Source organism: Amycolatopsis sp. lyj-84, assembly GCF_046549075.1.
Classification (GTDB): domain Bacteria; phylum Actinomycetota; class Actinomycetes; order Mycobacteriales; family Pseudonocardiaceae; genus Amycolatopsis.
Genome location: NZ_JAJPWO010000001.1, coordinates 827,515 through 843,262 on the forward strand (window position 1 = coordinate 827,515; position 15,748 = coordinate 843,262).

Below are 15,748 nucleotides of genomic sequence, written 5' to 3' on the forward strand. Positions count from 1 at the left end.
TTATCGGGCCTTTATCCGTCCGGCCTTCTACTGAGGCACGTGGGGCATGGTTGATGCGCGTACTCGTGGCCGAAGACGAACGGATGCTGGCGGACTCGATCACCGAAGGTCTGCGGCACCTGGGCATGGCGGTGGACGTCTGCTACGACGGCGATGCCGCGCTCGAACGCGTCGCGGTCCACCGGTACGACGTCGTGCTGCTCGACCGCGACCTCCCGCTGGTGCACGGCGACGAGGTCTGCCGGAAGATCGCCGGAGGCGACGGGGAGACACGCGTGCTGATGCTCACGGCCGCGGCGGGCATCCGTGACCGCGTCGACGGGCTCGGCCTCGGCGCGGACGACTACCTCACCAAGCCGTTCGCCTTCGCCGAACTCGTCGCCCGGGTGCACGCGCTGGCCCGGCGAGCCCGTCCGGCGCTGCCGCCGGTGCTGGACCGGGCCGGCGTCGAACTGGACCCGGCGAAACGGTTCGCGTCCCGGGACGGGCGGCCCTTGCCGTTGTCTCCCAAGGAGTTCGCCGTCCTGGAAGTGTTGCTGCGGGCCGAGGGACGGGCTGTCAGCGCGGAAGAGCTGCTGGAGAAGGCATGGGACGAACACGCCGACCCGTTCACGAACACGGTGCGGGTCACGGTGATGACGTTGCGGAAGAAACTCGGCGCACCACAGGTGATCCACACGGTGCCCGGCGCGGGCTACCGGCTGGGTACCTGAGGCGGGCACGGGCGTCGATACGAGGCCGAGTCGAACTGGTTTTCCTCGGTGCCCTGCTCGCGCTCCTGCTGCTGGGCTACCCGCTCGCCAAGTCGGCGGGCATGGTGCTCGGGACCTTTGCGGACCACGACTTCTGCCCGCGGGACACCGGCTGCGCCGATGTGGCGGGCGGGCTCTTGTGGAGCCTGCCGCTCGTCGCGACGGCCGTGCTCCTGATCTGGCTACGGCGTCCGGTGGCGTCGTGGGTGCTGCGGCCGTTACCCGAGCTCACCGCCACCGTCGAGCTGCTGGGGCCGCAGAACCTCGGCCAGCGCATGCGGCTGGAGCAGACCGACGGCGAAGTACGGGCGCTGGCGGACGCGGTGAACAGGATGCTCGACCGGGTGGCGGCCGGTTTCGAAGGACAGCGCCGATTCGCGGCGAACGCGTCGCACGAGCTGCGTACACCGCTCGCGGTGCAGAGGACGCTCGCCGAGGTCGCGATGGTCACCGGCGGGGGCGACGACGTCCAGCGGCTGGCGGCGCAACTTCTGGTGGTCAACGAACGCAACGAGCGGCTGATCGAAGGACTGCTCGTGCTGGCCGAGGCGGACCGCGGGCTGCCCGGCAGCGTGCCGGTGCGGCTGGACGAACTGGTGGACTCGGTACTCACGCAGTTCGACGAGCGGCTGGCCGAGCACGAGCTCACCCTGCGCCGCGAGATCGCCGAGCGCATCGTGTCCGGTGAGGCCGTCCTGCTGGAACGGCTGATCGCCAACCTGGTGCACAACGCGATCAAGTACAACCGGCCGGGCGGCCGGGTCGAGGTGGTCGTCGGGGACGAGCCCGCGCTGAGCGTGCGCAACTCCGGCGAGCGCGTGCCCGCCGAAGCGGTCGGCTCGCTCTTCCAGCCCTTCCGCCGCCTCACCGCCGATCGCACGAACCACCGCGACGGAGCAGGCCTCGGACTGTCCATCGTGCGCTCGATCGCCACCGCGCACCACGGCCGGGTGACCGCTGTCCCCGGCGAGGACGGCGGCCTGCGGGTCGACGTGGTTCTGCCCTGATTCCCCGTCAGGCGGCGAAAACGGTACGGACGACGGACTCGAGGTCGCGGAGCCGATCTGCGAGCAGATTGGTCGCGATGCCGGGGAGTCCGTCGATCAGGTCCCGGTACCGCGCGTGCACCGGGCGTGCGTGACAAGCTCGAATTTACCGGAAGGCCGAGCCAAGAGGGGGCCCGTCATGGCCGATAGCGCGCGACCCTCCTGGGTCGACGACAGCCTGTTCCCGTTCAAGAGCCGCTTCGTTGATATCGACGGGCACACCGTGCATTACGTCGACGAGGGTTCGGGTCCGACTTTGCTGCTCCTGCACGGCAATCCGACCTGGTCGTTCCTCTGGCGCGACGTGATCAGTGCGCTGCGCGACGACTTTCGTTGCGTCGCTCTCGACTATCCGGGCTTCGGGTTGTCGACGCCGAAACCCGGCTACCGATATCTGCCCGAGGAGCACGCCGACGTGGTCACCGGGTTCGTCGACGCGCTCGGCGTCGACGGGGTCACCCTGGTCGGGCAGGACTGGGGCGGCCCGATCGGCCTGGCCGCAGCGCGGCGACGGCCGGATGCCTTCGACCGGCTGGTGCTCGCCAACAGCTGGGCCTGGCCGGTCAACGGGATCCTCCATTTCGAATCCTTCTCCCGCATCGCCGGCGGACCTCCGATCCGTTTCCTGGCCCGGCGGTTCAACCTCGTGGTCAAAGCGTTCGTCCCCCTGGGCCACCGAAGGCGCAAGGTGACCGCGGCCGAGATGGCCCACTACCGCCGGGCGATGGACACCCCCGGGCGGCGTCAGGCCTCGGCCGTACTTCCCGGCCGGATGATCGGCAGCCGGGCCTTCTTCACCGAGGTCGAGGCCGGTCTCGCCGACCTCGCCCACCTGCCGACCCTCATCGTGTGGAGTGCCGCCCAAGTCGGGTTCCGCACCCAGGAACGTGAGCGCCTGGAAGCGTCCTTCCCTGAGCACAAGACCGTGATCGTCGAAGGTGCCGGCCTCTACGTGGAGTCCGACGCACCCGAGGAGTTCGTCGCCGCGATCCGCGACTGGACGGCGGCACTGCCCGGGTCGTGACTACCCGTGTGGGCGGAGACCGTCGACGAGGATCGACAGCAACCGCGGCCCTCGCGCGTCGAGCTCGGCGTCGTCCAACCGCGACAACCAGCTGATGAGCACGATGACATCGCGGGCTTCGGCGTCGTCGCGGACACTGCCCGCCGAGCGCCCGGCGGCCAGCAGCAGTTCGATCGCCTCACCGATCGGGCCGAGGCTGTGGGCGGCGAGGTCACGCCACGTCGCCGCCTCGACGGCGGCGAACACGTCACGCTTGACCCTGGCGTAAGCGGCTACCCGGTCGAACCATGCCGCCAACGCGTCCACCGGCTTGTGAGCGGCCAGCAGACGCGGAGCCGCGGCGACCAGGTCGTCCACTTCGCGGCGGTACACCTCGACGAGAAGGTCCTCGCGGGTCGGGAAATGCCGGTACAGCGTGCCCTGTCCGATGCCGCAGGCCTTCGCGACCGCGTTGAGCTTCAGCTCCCCTGGTTCCCGCACGAGTTCGTGCGCCGCTCGCAGGATCCGTTCTCGGTTGCGCTGCGCGTCCGCACGCAGCGGACCGCCGCCCTTGACTGAAGCGGACACGTGTCCGCTAGGCTCGCCGGGGTAATCGGACATGTGTCCATTCTAAGCGGAGGATCCCTCGTGACCATTCACGGCAAGGTCGTGGCCATCACCGGCGCCAGCAGCGGGATCGGTGAAGCGACGGCTCGCCACCTCGCCTCACTCGGCGCGGCCGTCGTCGTCGGCGCCCGCCGCACCGACCGGCTGGACCGGCTGGTCGCCGAAATCGAAGCCGCCGGTGGCAAGGCGGCCGCCATCCGCGTGGACGTCACCGATCCCGGCGATCTCAAGGCGCTGGTCGACGTCGCCGTCGAGCGCTTCGGCCGCCTGGACGTCTTGGTGGGCAACGCGGGGATCAGCAAGATCAGCACGATCGCCGACCTGGACGTCGAAGGCTGGTCGGCGATGGTCGACGTGAACGTCAAAGGGATCTTGCACGGCATCGCCGCGGCCCTGCCGGTGTTCCGACGTCAAGGCAGTGGCCACCTCGTCACCGTCGTCTCGACCTCCGGGCTGAAGATCGTCCCCACCCAAGCGGTGTACGCCGGGACGAAGAACGCCGTGCGCACTCTCTTGGAGGGCCTGCGCCAGGAGAGCACCGACGGCGTTCTCCGGACGACGTCGATCTCCCCTGGCTACGTCCGCACCGAGCTCGTCGACAACGCCGTCGAGGATCCGGCCGTGCGCGAACAGGTCCGGCAGAGCATGGCCGATCTCGGGATCGACCCCACGGCGGTGGCGCGGGCGATCGCCTTCGCGATCGACCAGCCCGAGGACGTCGAAATCGGGGACCTGACCATTCGACCGGCTCGCCAAGGCTGAGCATTCCGCTTGTCGGCATACGAGGACGTGCGATGCTCGGATCATGTCCGGCCGCGGCGATGACCTTCCTGTGCTCATTATCGACGGAGCCCGCTTCTCCGACTTCGACGGATTCACCCGCGAGTTCTCCCGGCTGCTGAGTCACCACTCCTGGCGCGGGAACCTGGACGCCTTCAACGACCTGCTCCGAGGTGGCTTCGGAACGCCGGAGAACGGATGGGTCCTGCGCTGGGTCAACTCCGAGTCGTCCCGGTCCGCACTCGGTCACGCCGAGACGGCCCGACAGCTGGAACGACTCGTTCTCACCTGTCACCCGTCGAACCGTCCTGGCATCGAGGCCAGAATCGACAACGCGCGGCGCGGGGAAGGACCGACGCTGTTCGACGAAATCGTCGATATCGTCCGTGAACACGGCCCCAGTGGTGACGAGGCGGAGGACGGCGTCGTCCTGGAGTTGTCCTAGGTGACCATGACGCGGCACCGGGGAGGCTGCATGGTGACTGCCGAATTGCGCGACCTGACCGTCCACATCGACACCAGCCGGTGGAGTGAGACTGTTCTCGACGCGGTCGACCTTGCCTTGCCAGAAGGCCGGATCACCGCTCTCCTGGGCAAATCCGGGTCCGGCAAATCCATGATCGCCGACGAACCCGCCGCCTCTCTGGACACAGGCCTCGCGTACGAGGTGTGGCGCGCCCTGCGCGAGTACGCGAACTCCGGTCCCGCGGTACTCGCCATCACGCAGAAGGTGCCCTTGCTGACCGCCACCGATGTCGCCGACAGCATGGTGTTCCTGCGCAACGCGCCGGATTACCGTCGCCGGGCCCACGACAAAGATCCGCTGTCTCACCGATCCGTACGTACAAGGCTTCTTCCGCGAGTTCGGGCGATAACCCCATCGGCATGAACTGCAGATGGATGACTCTAACTTTCCGATTCTCTCGCCCAGTCGAACGGAGGAGGTGTGCCCGGTGTTATCACGAAGTTCCCGGGGTAGGTGGCACCGCAGACTCCGCACTGCGCACGAAGATCGTTCATCCGGGTCCACGGGCTGCCGTGCTCGTCCGGAATCGCGGGCATCGAATAGCCGTTTTGCACTGTGACCAGCGACGGCCACCGCGGATCGCAACGACATCCTTTTCGCTTCAGCCGCCTGATGGCCATCCCCGCCCCCTTGCCGACAGTCGCCGCCACGGCGCGTTCCTGGAGCGTATTGCGGGATAAGGCAAAGGGGTCGTTGGGGTGCCCGGGAACTCGCCGCCGAAGCTGACCCCAGGACGCGGGGTGCAGTCAAGGACGCGACCTCAGCGGCATGACCGGACAGCCACTCGGTGGACCGGGCGAGTGCGGGGTGAGTGTCTCGGTCCTCGCGACGTTTTTCGCTTGGCGTCCTGTTATCCGGCCGCGCGTCCATAGGCTGCGGGTACGGCTGAACACGGCAACGCTTGATCGAACGTGACGAGCCCGGACGCCTGGTCTCGTCCCGGGAATGGCCGGGCTTCTCCGCGTCTTCTGTGTGGACGGCGTGAGGCTGCCTGGTTGTCGTGGCTCATCTCGGTCGCGTCTGTTCGGTCCGTTCCGCGGCGAGCACGGCGTCCACCAAGCCTGGGTAGAGCTCGTCGAGGTCCTCGCGGCGTAGCGACAGGTACCGTTCCCGGCCACGCACCCGGGTGTATGTCCAGCCGGCCTGGCGCAGGATCCGGCAGTGGTAGCTGCCGGTGGCCCGGGTCACCGGCAGGTTCATCTCCGCGGCCGTCACTTCACCGCGTTCGGCCAGTACCGCGAGCATGTGCCTGCGGATCGGGTCGGCCGTGGCCTGCAGTACGGCGTCGAGCCTGATCTCGTCGATGTCCGGCTGATCCGCGTCCGCTGCGGCCGCGCGGTGCGCCCCTGTGTCCCGCATCATTTAGAGAACCTTCTAACTATTTGATACTGTCGCGACAGTTCGATAATCCTCTACCAATGCCTGCGTGGCAAGCGAAGGGAGCGGCATGTCCACATCCGGTCAGCTGCGTGTCCTGTTCCGTCTCTGGGTGACCCGCGAGTTCTACGCCGCCCCGGCTGACGAGCAGACCCGGGTCATCGAGGCGCTCCCGCCGGCGTTCGACCGGCTCGGCGAACGCTTCGGCATCACCGTGCTCGGAACCCTCGACGAGGACCTCCTCCAGGTCGGCACCGGCGCGCGTGAGCCCGTCTCCTATGTCCTCGCCGACGCACCCGACCTGACCGCCGTGCAGGCCGTCTGCGGGATCGTGCGCACCGAGCGGGTCGACGGGTTCCCGCTGTGGCGCTACCTCGAGATCGACGCGCGCATCGGCCACGACCTGTTCTTCGCCACCCACTAGCACCGGGAACACCACATGAACATCCTCGACCTCTCCGGCAGGACGGCCATGGTCACCGGGGCCGCCCACGGCCTCGGTGCCGCCATCGCCGACGCCCTGCACACCCACGGCGCGCAGGTGGCACTGCTCGACCACGACGCACCGGCCAACCGCGACACCGCCGCACATCTCGGCTCCCGCGCGGTCGCGATCACTGCGGACCTGGCCGACCTCGACCGGCTCGACAACGCCTGCGCCGAGGCCGTACAGCAGCTCGGACCGGTCGACATCCTCGTCAACAACGCCGCCATGGCGCCCATGCGCGGACTATGGGACATCGACCCCACCGAATGGGACGCCGTATTCGCGGTCAACGTCCGCGCCGCCTTCTTCCTCACCCGCACCATCGCCGCAGGCATGCGAGCACGCGGGTTCGGCCGCATCGTCAACATCGCCTCACTGTCCGGCCAGCAAGCCCGCCCCACCGGCGCACACTACGGCGTGTCCAAAGCCGCGCTGATCGCCATGACCCGCAGCTTCGCCACTGAACTCGCGCCCGATGGCGTCACCGTGAACGCCGTCGCACCCGGCATGATCGAAACCCCCATGGTGCACACCATCGGCACGGACAAGAAGGCGGAACTCACCGCCCAGGTCCCGGTCGGACGCATCGCAGCGCCCGCCGAGATCGCCGGGCTCGTCACCTACCTGGCCTCCGACGCCGCGGGCTTCATCACCGGCGCCACCTACGACATCAACGGCGGCGTCCTCATGCGCTGACCCGCCACGCGAGGTGAAGCAGGACCACGAGGCACTCGCGTCTCACCGAAAGAGACTCACCGCCGACCGTCGGGATGTGGTCCGTACCGAGGGCCGTGGCACCTGCGCGCAGGGTCCCGGTCAGAGGTCGATGATGAGCTTCAGGACCAGCTCTGAGGCGTTGCGCATGAAGTTGTGCGTGGTGTCCCAGGCATGCACGGTGACTTGTTCGTCGGCGCGTGCTTTCGCCGTCACCGTCGCGAGCGGGGATTCGCCAGGCCACGCTGTTGCTTCGACATAGTGCTTGACAGGTACGCGGCGCCACGCCCCCGTGAGTTTCGAGGCTTGCATCAGTGTGGCCAGCGGGTGCGGGCGTGCACGCTTATCGAAAAACGGCAAGGGATCAACGAAAGCTCCGGTACGGGCCGACCCGTCGACGTACCAGGAATGTTCCTCGTCGTTGGTCATCGACCAGCTGGAATCCCCATTTTCGGGCATCAGAGCGTCCAAATAGACCAGTGCTCGGATTCGGTCGCATTCGGCGTCCGCGACACCGCTGATGATGCTTCCGCCGTAGCTATGGCCGACGAGGACTGCATCGCGCTCGCCGTCCGCCTCCGCCGGAACTGCCCGCAGTGCCTGGATGGCCTGGTGCACATGGTCGTCCAGGGTGATCACCCGTGATGGCGGGTTCGCGTCCGGATCCAGGCCCAAGGGAGTGAGCGCGATGACCGTGTGCCCGGCCTCCCTGAGAGCAGGGACCACGGGGTCGTACCACCAGCCGCCGTGCCAGGCGCCGGGTACAAGCAGATAAGTGGTCACGGGTGGATCTCCTTCCGGCGCGGGCCAGCGATCATGATAGACACGCTGCCAGTACGCGCGTCCGTACCGGACACTCAGCCAAGCGAATTCTCGGATAACCGCGGGGCCGGCCCACGCGCCTTCGGACGGCATGACACCCAGCATCCCTTGCCGCCGAGAACCTCAAATTCCGTAACACTCGCTCAGCGGCAGAAGAGTGCGTTGGTTCTAGTCGGCGAGCCTCTGGATGATCGTCGGGGCGCCGCACTCATCCCGCACCACCAACCAACAGCCGGTATGAGCCCAGGTGGCGATGCGACTGGCCATGGGTCTCCAGTCCACTATGGACGGTGCAGGTGTCGAGCAGGAGGCGGCCAGCCCGTCGGAGACCACCAGCTCAGGGACAGTCCCGCATCCACCGAGGACCAGGCGCCCGACCATCGGTCGTGACCTGACGGCGAACCGTCTCCAGGTGACGAAGCAACGCCCACCGCTATATATCGGCTTGTGATATATATGGACTCATGGCGGATCGAAGTATGTCCGAGCAGACGTTCCTGGTGCTGATCGCGCTGGCGGACGAGCCGCGGCATGGCTATGGAGTCGTCCAGCGGGTGCAGGAGCTGTCCGAGGAGCGGGTGCGCCTGCGGGTCGGCACGCTCTACGGCGTGCTGGACAGGCTGGTCGCCGACGGCTGGGCCGAGCACGACCGGGAGGAGATCCACCAGGGCAGGCTCCGGCGCTACTACCGGTTGACCGGAGCGGGTGACGCGGCGCTGGCCGATCAGACCCGCAGGCTGGCCGCGAACGTCGAGGCCGCCAGCACGGTGTTGCGGGCCCGCGGCCAGTGGCCGCAGGCGGCGGAGCTGCGGGCATGATCGGCGCCGAGGCCCAGTACCGCACGCTGGTGCGGGTACTCCCGGTCTGGTATCGCGCCGAACGCGGCGACGAGATGGTCGGCACCCTGCTCGACCTGCACGGAGAGCGGGCGCGCGCGGCACTGTGGAGCGAGCTTTGGGCCCTGCTGGCCTTGGGTGTGCGGACACGGCTCGCGGGCCGGGCGGCACCCGCCCGCACGGTCGCGCTGGGTGACCTGACGCGGGTGGGTGTGCTCCTCGGCCTGCTCTGGGGCGTGCTCAGATCCGCGGGCTACGCGGGCGACCGGCTCTGGCTCGTGCTCGCGCATCCCGGCGGGGACCTGTCCCCGTTCATGCACTCCGCACTGAGGTCCGACCTGATCAGGCATCTCGTCCTGCTGGCGGCCGCCCTGGTCCCGCTCGCCCTGCTGGTGGACGGGTGGCGCCGCGCGGCACGGATCGCCGCCGTCGCGATTCTGGCGGCCGGGGCGCTCTGGGGCCTGACCAGGTACTCACTCAGCCTCGGCCCGGATCTGGTCGTGAACTACGCCCCGCAGTGGCTTCCGCTGGTGCTGTTGCTGCTGGCCTTCCATGCCGACGCCCCGCTGCCGCCGGCGCGCCCGTGGTGGTGGGCCATCGGCGGAAGCCTGGTCGCCGCCGTGACAGCCGGGTACCTCTTCGCGGACGACCTCAGCGGGCTCGCCGGGCTGTCCCCGCTCGTCTGGCTGTGCGCGCTCTCGGGTACCGGATACCTGCTTCTCCGGCGCCGCATCGACCAGCGCGCGGCGGCGTGGACGCTGGCGCTGGCCGTGTGTCTCGCGCTGGTGGTGGCGCAGACCCTGGTGCTGAAGCGCGGGATCATCACTTTCGACCTGCTTACGATCGCCCAAGTCAGCCTGGCCGGGCTGGTCGTGGCGGCTCTGACCGTCACCGGAATCCGTGACTACCGCCGGACCGTCGTGAATCGCTGAGCTTTCTCGGTATCTTTTTCTTCTCACGCAAGGATTTTGTTCTTATGAGCACCATTCCTGTGGCGCCCTCTCACGCCCGATTGCAGTCACTCGATCTACCACGATCGCGGGCGCTCCCGCTCGCGAACGGGCCACGACGAGTGGCCACGGCGGTGTTCGTGGTCGTGTTGCTGCTCGCGGGCTACACCGGCTTCCGATCGCCTTCGGACTGGGCCGTCACGCTCGAATCCGTTTCGCTGACCGACGGGTTTCACCGCCGGTTTCTCGTCGGCACCGTGCTGCGGCCGTTCGCGGCACTGTTCGGGTACCACTACGTGGTGTACGCCGTCGCGGGCTTCGCCGTGCTGCTGATGGTGCTGGCGGCACTGGTGGTCGCGTTCTTCCGCGCTTCTTCGGTGAGCAGGCGATTCCTCGTGATCGGCTGGCTGCTGCTGCCGACCGGCGGCTACCTGTTCCACGAGGTCGGTTACCTCGACCAGGTGGTGTACCTGTTGCTGTTCGCCGCTTTGTGGGCGCTGCACCGCAAGCGGCCGCTATCCGCCGGTGCCTTGCTGGTGGCTTCCGTGCTGACGCACGAAATCGCGTTGCTCACGGTGGTTCCGGTCTTCGGCTTCGTGGCACTGCGGAAGCTCCCCTTCCGGAAAGCCTGCGCGGTTCTCGCGCCGTCCGTGGCCGCCGGGCTGGTGGTGCTGGCGGTGCCGCCTGCCGAGGCGGGTGCGGTGCAGAAGTTCCAGCAGGTACTGGCGAACGCGGGTTTCCCTTACCGCGCCGACGCGCTCGAACTGTTCGACCGCACCCAGGCGCAGAGCTGGCAGCTCTACTCGATCACCGGCGTCCTGCTCTACCTGCTGCCGATCCTGCTGGTGGTGGTGGCCGGTTTCCTGATGCTGCACCGGCCTTCGGCGGCGACCCTGCTGTCGCTCGCCGCGGTGGTGGCGCCGGTGCTGCTCGCCTTCGGCGGATGGGACGAGGCCCGCTGGGGATTCCTGCTCATCACGAACTTCGTCCTCGTGCTGTGGCTCCGGTTGGGCAGCCGGGAACTCGACCTGCCGCGGTTCGGTGCGCTGGCCGTGATCCTGCTGATCCTCACCCACCCGCCGATGCCCTACTTCGACGGCTACCGGCCCCGCGACGTCACGCTGGTGGGCCCTCCGCACGCCGGTGGGAACGTCAGCTGATGAAACCCGCCGACTTGAGCCAGTCGCGGGCGACCGTGGCGGCCTTCTGGCCGTCGACGCTGACCTTCTTGTTCAGGTCCGTGAGCGTCGCGGTGTCGAGCTTCGCGGCGATCGGCGTGAAGACCTGTTCCAGCTGCGGGTATTTCTGAGCGATCGGCGTGGCGATCGTGATCGCGGGGTTGTACGTCGGGAAGAAGTGCTTGTCGTCTTCGAGAACGGTGAGGTTCTGCGCGGCCACGCGTCCGTCGGTGGAGGCGACCGAGCCGAAGCCGCAGGGGTCCCCCTTGCCGATGCTCGGGTAGACGACGGCGTCGTTGAGCAGGTGCACCTGCGGGTCGGGCAGGGTGAACCCGTAGGTCTTCGCCAGGCCGGGGAACCCGTCGTCCCGGCTCTTGAACTCCGGGCCCATACAGGTCGCGGCCGCGGCCGGGTCCCGCTTCACCAGGGCCGCGTAGTCGGACAGCGTCTTGACGCCGGTCCGGGCCACTGTCGCCGGGTTCCCGGCGAGGGCGTAGGTGTCGTTGGCCGGCGAGCGTGCCCACCAGGTGACGCCGTTGGCGGTGTCGGCCTGTTTGACCGCGTCGTACTGCGCCTGCGGATCACTGATCGGCTTGGTCTGGTTGAGGTAGCTGATCCAGGCGGTGCCGGTGTATTCCCAGTACAGGTCGACAGCGCCGCTGGTGAGTGCCTGTCGGACGTTGCTCGAGCCGGTGATGTTGGTCTTGTCCTCCGGGCTCGCCCCGGCCGCCTGCAGTGCGACGAGGGCGATCTGGCCGAGCAGCAACTGCTCGTCGAACTCCTTGGAGCTGACGCGGATCTTGGCGCCGTTCAGCGCGTCGATCTTCTGGATGGATCCCGCGCCCACCTGGGCGCCGGTCTCGTCCTTGCCGATCGTGCAGCCTGCCGTGAGCGCCGTTGTCACGACGAGCGCGAGCACGGCGGCGGTCGTGCGCTGGAGCATCCGCATGGGTTGGTCCTCCTTGAAGTCGGTCGAGCTACATGCCGCGCGGGTGCAGGACCTCCTCGGCGACCAGCCCCAGCCAGTCGACGAAGAGCGCCAGTGCGGCGACGATGATGCCGAAGGTCAGGCTCAGGATCGGGCGGTACAGCCCGATCCCGGCGACGAGCCCGCCGCCGAGACCGCCGGCGCCGATGAACGTCGCCAGCGTCGCGCTCGCGACGGTGAGCACCAGCGCGGTCCGGACACCGGCGAGAATCACCGGGACGGCCAGCGGCAGTTCGATCCGCCACAGGATGGCCGCCTTGCCCATGCCCATGCCGCGCGCGGCGTCGACGAGGGTCGGGTCGACACCGTCGAGCCCGACGATCGTGTTGCGCAGCACCGGCAAGGTCGCGTAGACGACGAGCGCCGCCACCGCCGTCGCGGTGCCCGTGCCGATCCAGAGCGCGAGCAGCACGACGAGCCCGATCGACGGGATCGCCTGGCCGAGGTTGCCCAGCCCCAGGCCGATGGGCCGGGCCCAGCGGGCGCCGGCGCGGGTGAGCAGGATGCCGAGCGGGAGGGCGATGGCGATGGTGCACACCGTCGAGATCAAGGTGAGCTGCAGGTGCGCGCTCAGTTCGGTGAAGATCTCGCCGGGGTTGAGAAAGCGCTGTTCGATCGAGTCGAGCGGTTGCGCACGCACGATCAGGAAGAGCGCCAGTAAGGCGAGGGCCAGCAGGACCGGGCGCACCAGCAGGCCGAGCCGTCGTCGGCGAGGCCGCGCGGGCACCGTCGTGTCCGGCCCGGGCGCCTCCACCGCGTCAGGGATCGCGGGCGCGGGCGCCTCTTCGGTGGGTCTGAGCGCCGCGACGAGACGCGGCACATCGCACACCCCCTGCGCGGTGCCGTCCTCGGTGACCACGACCGCGGTGCTGCCGGTCCGCACCATCACGTCCAGCACGTCCCGCAGGGTGTCATCGGGGCGGACAGAAGGCAGGCCGTCCGGCTCGGCCGACGGCTGGAGGTCCAGATCACCCACCCGGATCAGCGCGAGCCGTTTCAGGTTCCGCTTCGAGCCGACGAAGCTCGCGACGTAGTCGTCCGCCGGCGCGGCGAGGATCGCCTGGGGCGTGTCGTACTGAGCGATCACCGACCGCGGCCGCAGCACGGCGATCCGGTCGCCGACCTTCAGCGCCTCGTCGAAGTCGTGCGTGACGAACACGATCGTCTTGCGTACTTCCCTTTGCAGGCGAAGGAATTCGTCCTGCAACCGGGCACGCGTGATCGGGTCGGTGGAGCCGAACGGCTCGTCCATCAGCATGACCGGCGGGTCCGCGGCCATTGCCCGCGCCACCCCGACGCGCTGCTGCTGACCGCCGGAAAGCTCACGCGGGTACCGGACGCCGTGCTCGCGGGTCAGGCCGACGACGTCGAGCAACTCGCGCACACGGTCGGAGACGCGGCGTCGAGTCCAGCCGAGCAGCCGTGGCACCACGCCGATGTTGGCGTCCACTCGCAGGTGCGGGAAGAGCCCGATCTGCTGGATGACGTAGCCGGTGTTGCGCCGGTGTTCGTCGAGGTCGAGCGCCGACACGTCGGTGCCGCCGATCGTGACGACGCCCGCGGTGGGCTCGACGAGCCGGTTGATCATCCGCATGGTCGTCGTCTTCCCGCACCCCGACGGCCCGGTCAGCACGACGATTTCGCCCGCGGGGATGCGCATCGTCAGGCTTTCGACCGCCGGTACCGCTCGTCCGGGGTAGAGCTTGCCGACGTCCCGCAGCTCGATCGTCTCACCGCCCTTTCCGGCCACTCCCCCCGGCGCAGCCGAAGCCGGCGCTCTCAGGGCACGGGGACGTCGCCGGGTGGTCAGCTTGCCGACCATCACGAAGGCCAGGTCGAACAGCAGCGCCAGCACCATGATCCCGAGCGTTCCGGTGAGTACCTGGTTCAGCGAGTTGACCGAGCCGAACCGGCCGAGCCCGTCGAAGATCTCGTTGCCGAGGCCGGGGCCTTTGACATAGGCGCCGATGGCCGCGATCCCGATCGTGATCTGCGTCGAGACCCGGATACCGGACAGAATCACCGGCCAGGCGAGCGGCAGCCGCACGCGGAACAGCAGCCGCGTGCGGCCGAACCCCATCCCGCGTGCCGCGTCCACCACGGCCGGGTCGACGCCACGCAGCCCGACGATCGTGTTGCGCGTGATCGGCAGAAGCGCGTAGAGCACCAGTGCGAACAGGACATTCGTCAGCCCCAGCCCGAACGGGCCGATCAGGATGCCCAGCAGCGCGATCGACGGGATGGTCAGGAACGCCGCCGTCGTCGTGGTCGCCATCGCGCCGAGCCACTGCCGCCGGTAGGTGAGCAGGCCGATCGTCATGCCGACCAGCACGGCCAGCGCCATCGCCGCCAGGGTGAGATCCACGTGCAGGATCGCGTCGTTCACGACGTCGATCCAGTTCTCTCGGAGGTACTCCCACAGGCTCAGGGCGCCGCTCCTCGACATCGCAGGGCAGAAAACAACCGATCAGGCCGGGTTCGGCCGGGTCTCAGCCCAACACGTCCGCGGGGCTCCTGTCCACAGCCCGGCGTAAACCGCACGTGAGCGGCCGGTCACCTTCGGCCGAATCACGCCGTGATCGCCAGGGTGACTTTCAGGACGTCGATGCCGACCGGGGTGCGGTGGGTGTCCAGGTCGGCGATCCGCCAAGTGCGGGCCAGCAGGGCTTCGAGGGCGATGCGGACTTCCATCCGGGAGAGATGGGCGCCCAAGCAGAAGTGGATGCCGTGACCGAAGGACAGGTGAGGGTTGGGTGTCCGGCCGGGATCGAAGGTGTGCGGGTCGGTGAAGACCCCGGGGTCACGGTTGGCCGCCGTGATCATCGCGACGACTCTCTGGCCCGGTTGGAGTTCCCGACCGCCGAGGGTGGTGGGCCGGGTGACGAACCGGTCCGTCCCGCCCGTGGGCGGCGAGTAGCGGAGGACCTCCTCGACGGCCGAGCGGACGTCGGCCGGTTTCGGTTGGGCGGCAAGGCAAAGGACGGCGTTCACGAGCAGGGTCTTGGTCGTCTCGTGGCCGTTGATCAGCAGCAACGCGCAGAAGTCGATCAGCTCGCGCTCGGTGAGATCCGACGCCATCAGGGTCGCGATGATGCCGGCCGGGCGTTCGAACTCTTCTCGGAAGTAGTCGCCCATTTCCGTCAGTGCCTCGTGGAAGGCGGTCCGGCGGGCCTCGTCTTCGGTGAACCTGCCGAAGTACGACGTGATGGCTTCGGTCCACCGGACGAAATCGGGCCATCGCGACGGCCGCACGCCGAGCAGACCCGCGATCGTGTGCACCGACAACGGGTTGGCCAGCTCTCCGATCAGGTCGAAACTCGGCCCGGCCGCAGCGAGCAGGGCGTCGACCCTCGCCGTGATCGACGGCTCCAGCGACGACACGGCCCGGGGAGTGAAGACCCGGCTCACGATCCGGCGCAACACATGGTGCCGGGGCGGATCGATCGCCTGCAGTCCTCGCGACAACGGGTTCGAGCCGTGCGGGACCGGCCGGGCGCTGTAGCGCAGCTCGTCGGACGAGAACACCTCGTGCTCGGTGAGCACTCTGTCCACGTCCGCGTACCGGGTGACCACCCAGCCGCTGAAGGGCTCGGCGAACCGCACCGGACCCACCTCTTGTGTGTGGAAAGCGAAGATCTCCTCAAGGGACATCCGCACAGAGT

At 68.5% G+C, this 15,748-nt stretch carries 17 protein-coding genes; 11 read left to right on the top strand and 6 right to left on the bottom strand.

Annotated elements, in window-relative coordinates:
• The first annotated feature begins 53 nt into the window (after positions 1-53).
• The 3 genes from ACLJRM_RS04060 (at position 54) to ACLJRM_RS04070 (ending at position 2,822) form a co-directional block, all read left to right on the top strand.
• Positions 54-713: a response regulator transcription factor gene (locus tag ACLJRM_RS04060; protein ID WP_410662310.1), complete on the top strand. Its 660-nt coding sequence runs from the start codon at positions 54-56 to the stop codon at positions 711-713.
• A 101-nt stretch (positions 714-814) separates the two neighbouring features.
• Positions 815-1,759 (top strand): sensor histidine kinase, encoded by a 945-nt coding sequence (locus tag ACLJRM_RS04065; RefSeq protein ID WP_410662311.1) that lies wholly within the window; start codon positions 815-817, stop codon positions 1,757-1,759.
• Between the two features lie 178 nt (positions 1,760-1,937).
• Positions 1,938-2,822 (top strand): alpha/beta fold hydrolase, encoded by an 885-nt coding sequence (locus ACLJRM_RS04070; protein WP_410662312.1) that lies wholly within the window; start codon positions 1,938-1,940, stop codon positions 2,820-2,822.
• Here the strand turns inward: ACLJRM_RS04070 and ACLJRM_RS04075 are convergent, their stop codons facing one another.
• Positions 2,823-3,389 carry a TetR/AcrR family transcriptional regulator gene (locus ACLJRM_RS04075; protein WP_410662313.1) on the bottom strand — a complete coding sequence of 189 codons (567 nt, stop codon included), beginning with the start codon at positions 3,387-3,389 and terminating at the stop codon, positions 2,823-2,825.
• Positions 3,390-3,449: 60 nt separating this feature from the next.
• Between ACLJRM_RS04075 and ACLJRM_RS04080 the strand changes: the two genes are divergently transcribed.
• From ACLJRM_RS04080 to ACLJRM_RS04090, 3 genes are read left to right on the top strand one after another with little or no spacing between them, the layout of a single operon-like run.
• Positions 3,450-4,190: an SDR family oxidoreductase gene (locus ACLJRM_RS04080; RefSeq protein ID WP_410662314.1), complete on the top strand. Its 741-nt coding sequence runs from the start codon at positions 3,450-3,452 to the stop codon at positions 4,188-4,190.
• A 43-nt stretch (positions 4,191-4,233) separates the two neighbouring features.
• Positions 4,234-4,653, top strand: coding sequence for a barstar family protein (locus ACLJRM_RS04085; RefSeq protein ID WP_410662315.1), 420 nt, complete (start codon positions 4,234-4,236; stop codon positions 4,651-4,653).
• A 30-nt stretch (positions 4,654-4,683) separates the two neighbouring features.
• A complete protein-coding gene (locus tag ACLJRM_RS04090; protein ID WP_410662316.1) occupies positions 4,684-5,097 on the top strand; it encodes a hypothetical protein in 414 nt (137 codons plus the stop codon).
• A 642-nt stretch (positions 5,098-5,739) separates the two neighbouring features.
• Here the strand turns inward: ACLJRM_RS04090 and ACLJRM_RS04095 are convergent.
• Positions 5,740-6,096 (bottom strand): ArsR/SmtB family transcription factor, encoded by a 357-nt coding sequence (locus ACLJRM_RS04095; protein WP_410662317.1) that lies wholly within the window; start codon positions 6,094-6,096, stop codon positions 5,740-5,742.
• 85 nt (positions 6,097-6,181) lie between these two features.
• On the opposite strand from ACLJRM_RS04095, the gene ACLJRM_RS04100 reads away from it, so the two are divergent.
• Positions 6,182-6,535, top strand: coding sequence for a hypothetical protein (locus ACLJRM_RS04100; protein ID WP_101608416.1), 354 nt, complete (start codon positions 6,182-6,184; stop codon positions 6,533-6,535).
• Positions 6,536-6,550: 15 nt separating this feature from the next.
• The gene (locus ACLJRM_RS04105; protein ID WP_410662318.1) at positions 6,551-7,294 is read left to right on the top strand and encodes an SDR family NAD(P)-dependent oxidoreductase; all 744 of its coding nucleotides are present in this window, start codon (positions 6,551-6,553) and stop codon (positions 7,292-7,294) included.
• A gap of 120 nt (positions 7,295-7,414) precedes the next feature.
• Here the strand turns inward: ACLJRM_RS04105 and ACLJRM_RS04110 are convergent, their stop codons facing one another.
• Positions 7,415-8,095, bottom strand: a complete 681-nt coding sequence (locus tag ACLJRM_RS04110; protein WP_410662319.1) for an alpha/beta fold hydrolase — start codon at positions 8,093-8,095, stop codon at positions 7,415-7,417.
• Between the two features lie 518 nt (positions 8,096-8,613).
• Here ACLJRM_RS04110 and ACLJRM_RS04115 point away from each other — a divergent pair.
• The 3 genes from ACLJRM_RS04115 to ACLJRM_RS04125 all read left to right on the top strand — a co-directional run bounded on the left by ACLJRM_RS04115 (position 8,614) and on the right by ACLJRM_RS04125 (position 11,080).
• Positions 8,614-8,952: a PadR family transcriptional regulator gene (locus ACLJRM_RS04115; protein WP_410598500.1), complete on the top strand. Its 339-nt coding sequence runs from the start codon at positions 8,614-8,616 to the stop codon at positions 8,950-8,952.
• Positions 8,949-9,902, top strand: coding sequence for a hypothetical protein (locus ACLJRM_RS04120; protein ID WP_410662320.1), 954 nt, complete (start codon positions 8,949-8,951; stop codon positions 9,900-9,902). Before ACLJRM_RS04115 ends, ACLJRM_RS04120 begins: the two co-directional genes overlap by 4 nt.
• A gap of 140 nt (positions 9,903-10,042) precedes the next feature.
• A complete protein-coding gene (locus ACLJRM_RS04125) occupies positions 10,043-11,080 on the top strand; it encodes a hypothetical protein (RefSeq protein WP_410662321.1) in 1,038 nt (345 codons plus the stop codon).
• On the opposite strand, the gene ACLJRM_RS04130 is transcribed toward ACLJRM_RS04125, so the two are convergent.
• The 3 genes from ACLJRM_RS04130 to ACLJRM_RS04140 all read right to left on the bottom strand — a co-directional run bounded on the left by ACLJRM_RS04130 (position 11,073) and on the right by ACLJRM_RS04140 (position 15,737).
• A complete protein-coding gene (locus ACLJRM_RS04130) occupies positions 11,073-12,047 on the bottom strand; it encodes a glycine betaine ABC transporter substrate-binding protein (RefSeq protein WP_410662322.1) in 975 nt (324 codons plus the stop codon). The two genes, ACLJRM_RS04125 and ACLJRM_RS04130, sit on opposite strands and share 8 nt — an antisense overlap.
• Positions 12,048-12,075: 28 nt before the next feature.
• Positions 12,076-14,532 (bottom strand): ABC transporter permease subunit, encoded by a 2,457-nt coding sequence (locus tag ACLJRM_RS04135; RefSeq protein ID WP_410662323.1) that lies wholly within the window; start codon positions 14,530-14,532, stop codon positions 12,076-12,078.
• A 122-nt stretch (positions 14,533-14,654) separates the two neighbouring features.
• Positions 14,655-15,737 (bottom strand): cytochrome P450, encoded by a 1,083-nt coding sequence (locus tag ACLJRM_RS04140; RefSeq protein WP_410662324.1) that lies wholly within the window; start codon positions 15,735-15,737, stop codon positions 14,655-14,657.
• Positions 15,738-15,748 lie beyond the last annotated feature (11 nt).

Bases quoted from the DNA above. Each gene is read 5' to 3' on its own strand.
- ACLJRM_RS04135 (WP_410662323.1), bottom strand. From the start codon at position 14,532: ATGTCGAGGAGCGGCGCCCTGAGCCTGTGGGAGTACCTCCGAGAGAAC.
- ACLJRM_RS04140 (WP_410662324.1), bottom strand. From the start codon at position 15,737: ATGTCCCTTGAGGAGATCTTCGCTTTCCACACACAAGAGGTGGGTCCG.
- ACLJRM_RS04120 (WP_410662320.1), top strand. From the start codon at position 8,949: ATGATCGGCGCCGAGGCCCAGTACCGCACGCTGGTGCGGGTACTCCCG.
- ACLJRM_RS04070 (WP_410662312.1), top strand. From the start codon at position 1,938: ATGGCCGATAGCGCGCGACCCTCCTGGGTCGACGACAGCCTGTTCCCG.
- ACLJRM_RS04095 (WP_410662317.1), bottom strand. From the start codon at position 6,096: ATGATGCGGGACACAGGGGCGCACCGCGCGGCCGCAGCGGACGCGGAT.
- ACLJRM_RS04065 (WP_410662311.1), top strand. From the start codon at position 815: ATGGTGCTCGGGACCTTTGCGGACCACGACTTCTGCCCGCGGGACACC.
- ACLJRM_RS04115 (WP_410598500.1), top strand. From the start codon at position 8,614: ATGTCCGAGCAGACGTTCCTGGTGCTGATCGCGCTGGCGGACGAGCCG.
- ACLJRM_RS04130 (WP_410662322.1), bottom strand. From the start codon at position 12,047: ATGCGGATGCTCCAGCGCACGACCGCCGCCGTGCTCGCGCTCGTCGTG.
- ACLJRM_RS04060 (WP_410662310.1), top strand. From the start codon at position 54: ATGCGCGTACTCGTGGCCGAAGACGAACGGATGCTGGCGGACTCGATC.
- ACLJRM_RS04105 (WP_410662318.1), top strand. From the start codon at position 6,551: ATGAACATCCTCGACCTCTCCGGCAGGACGGCCATGGTCACCGGGGCC.
- ACLJRM_RS04090 (WP_410662316.1), top strand. From the start codon at position 4,684: ATGGTGACTGCCGAATTGCGCGACCTGACCGTCCACATCGACACCAGC.
- ACLJRM_RS04100 (WP_101608416.1), top strand. From the start codon at position 6,182: ATGTCCACATCCGGTCAGCTGCGTGTCCTGTTCCGTCTCTGGGTGACC.
- ACLJRM_RS04085 (WP_410662315.1), top strand. From the start codon at position 4,234: ATGTCCGGCCGCGGCGATGACCTTCCTGTGCTCATTATCGACGGAGCC.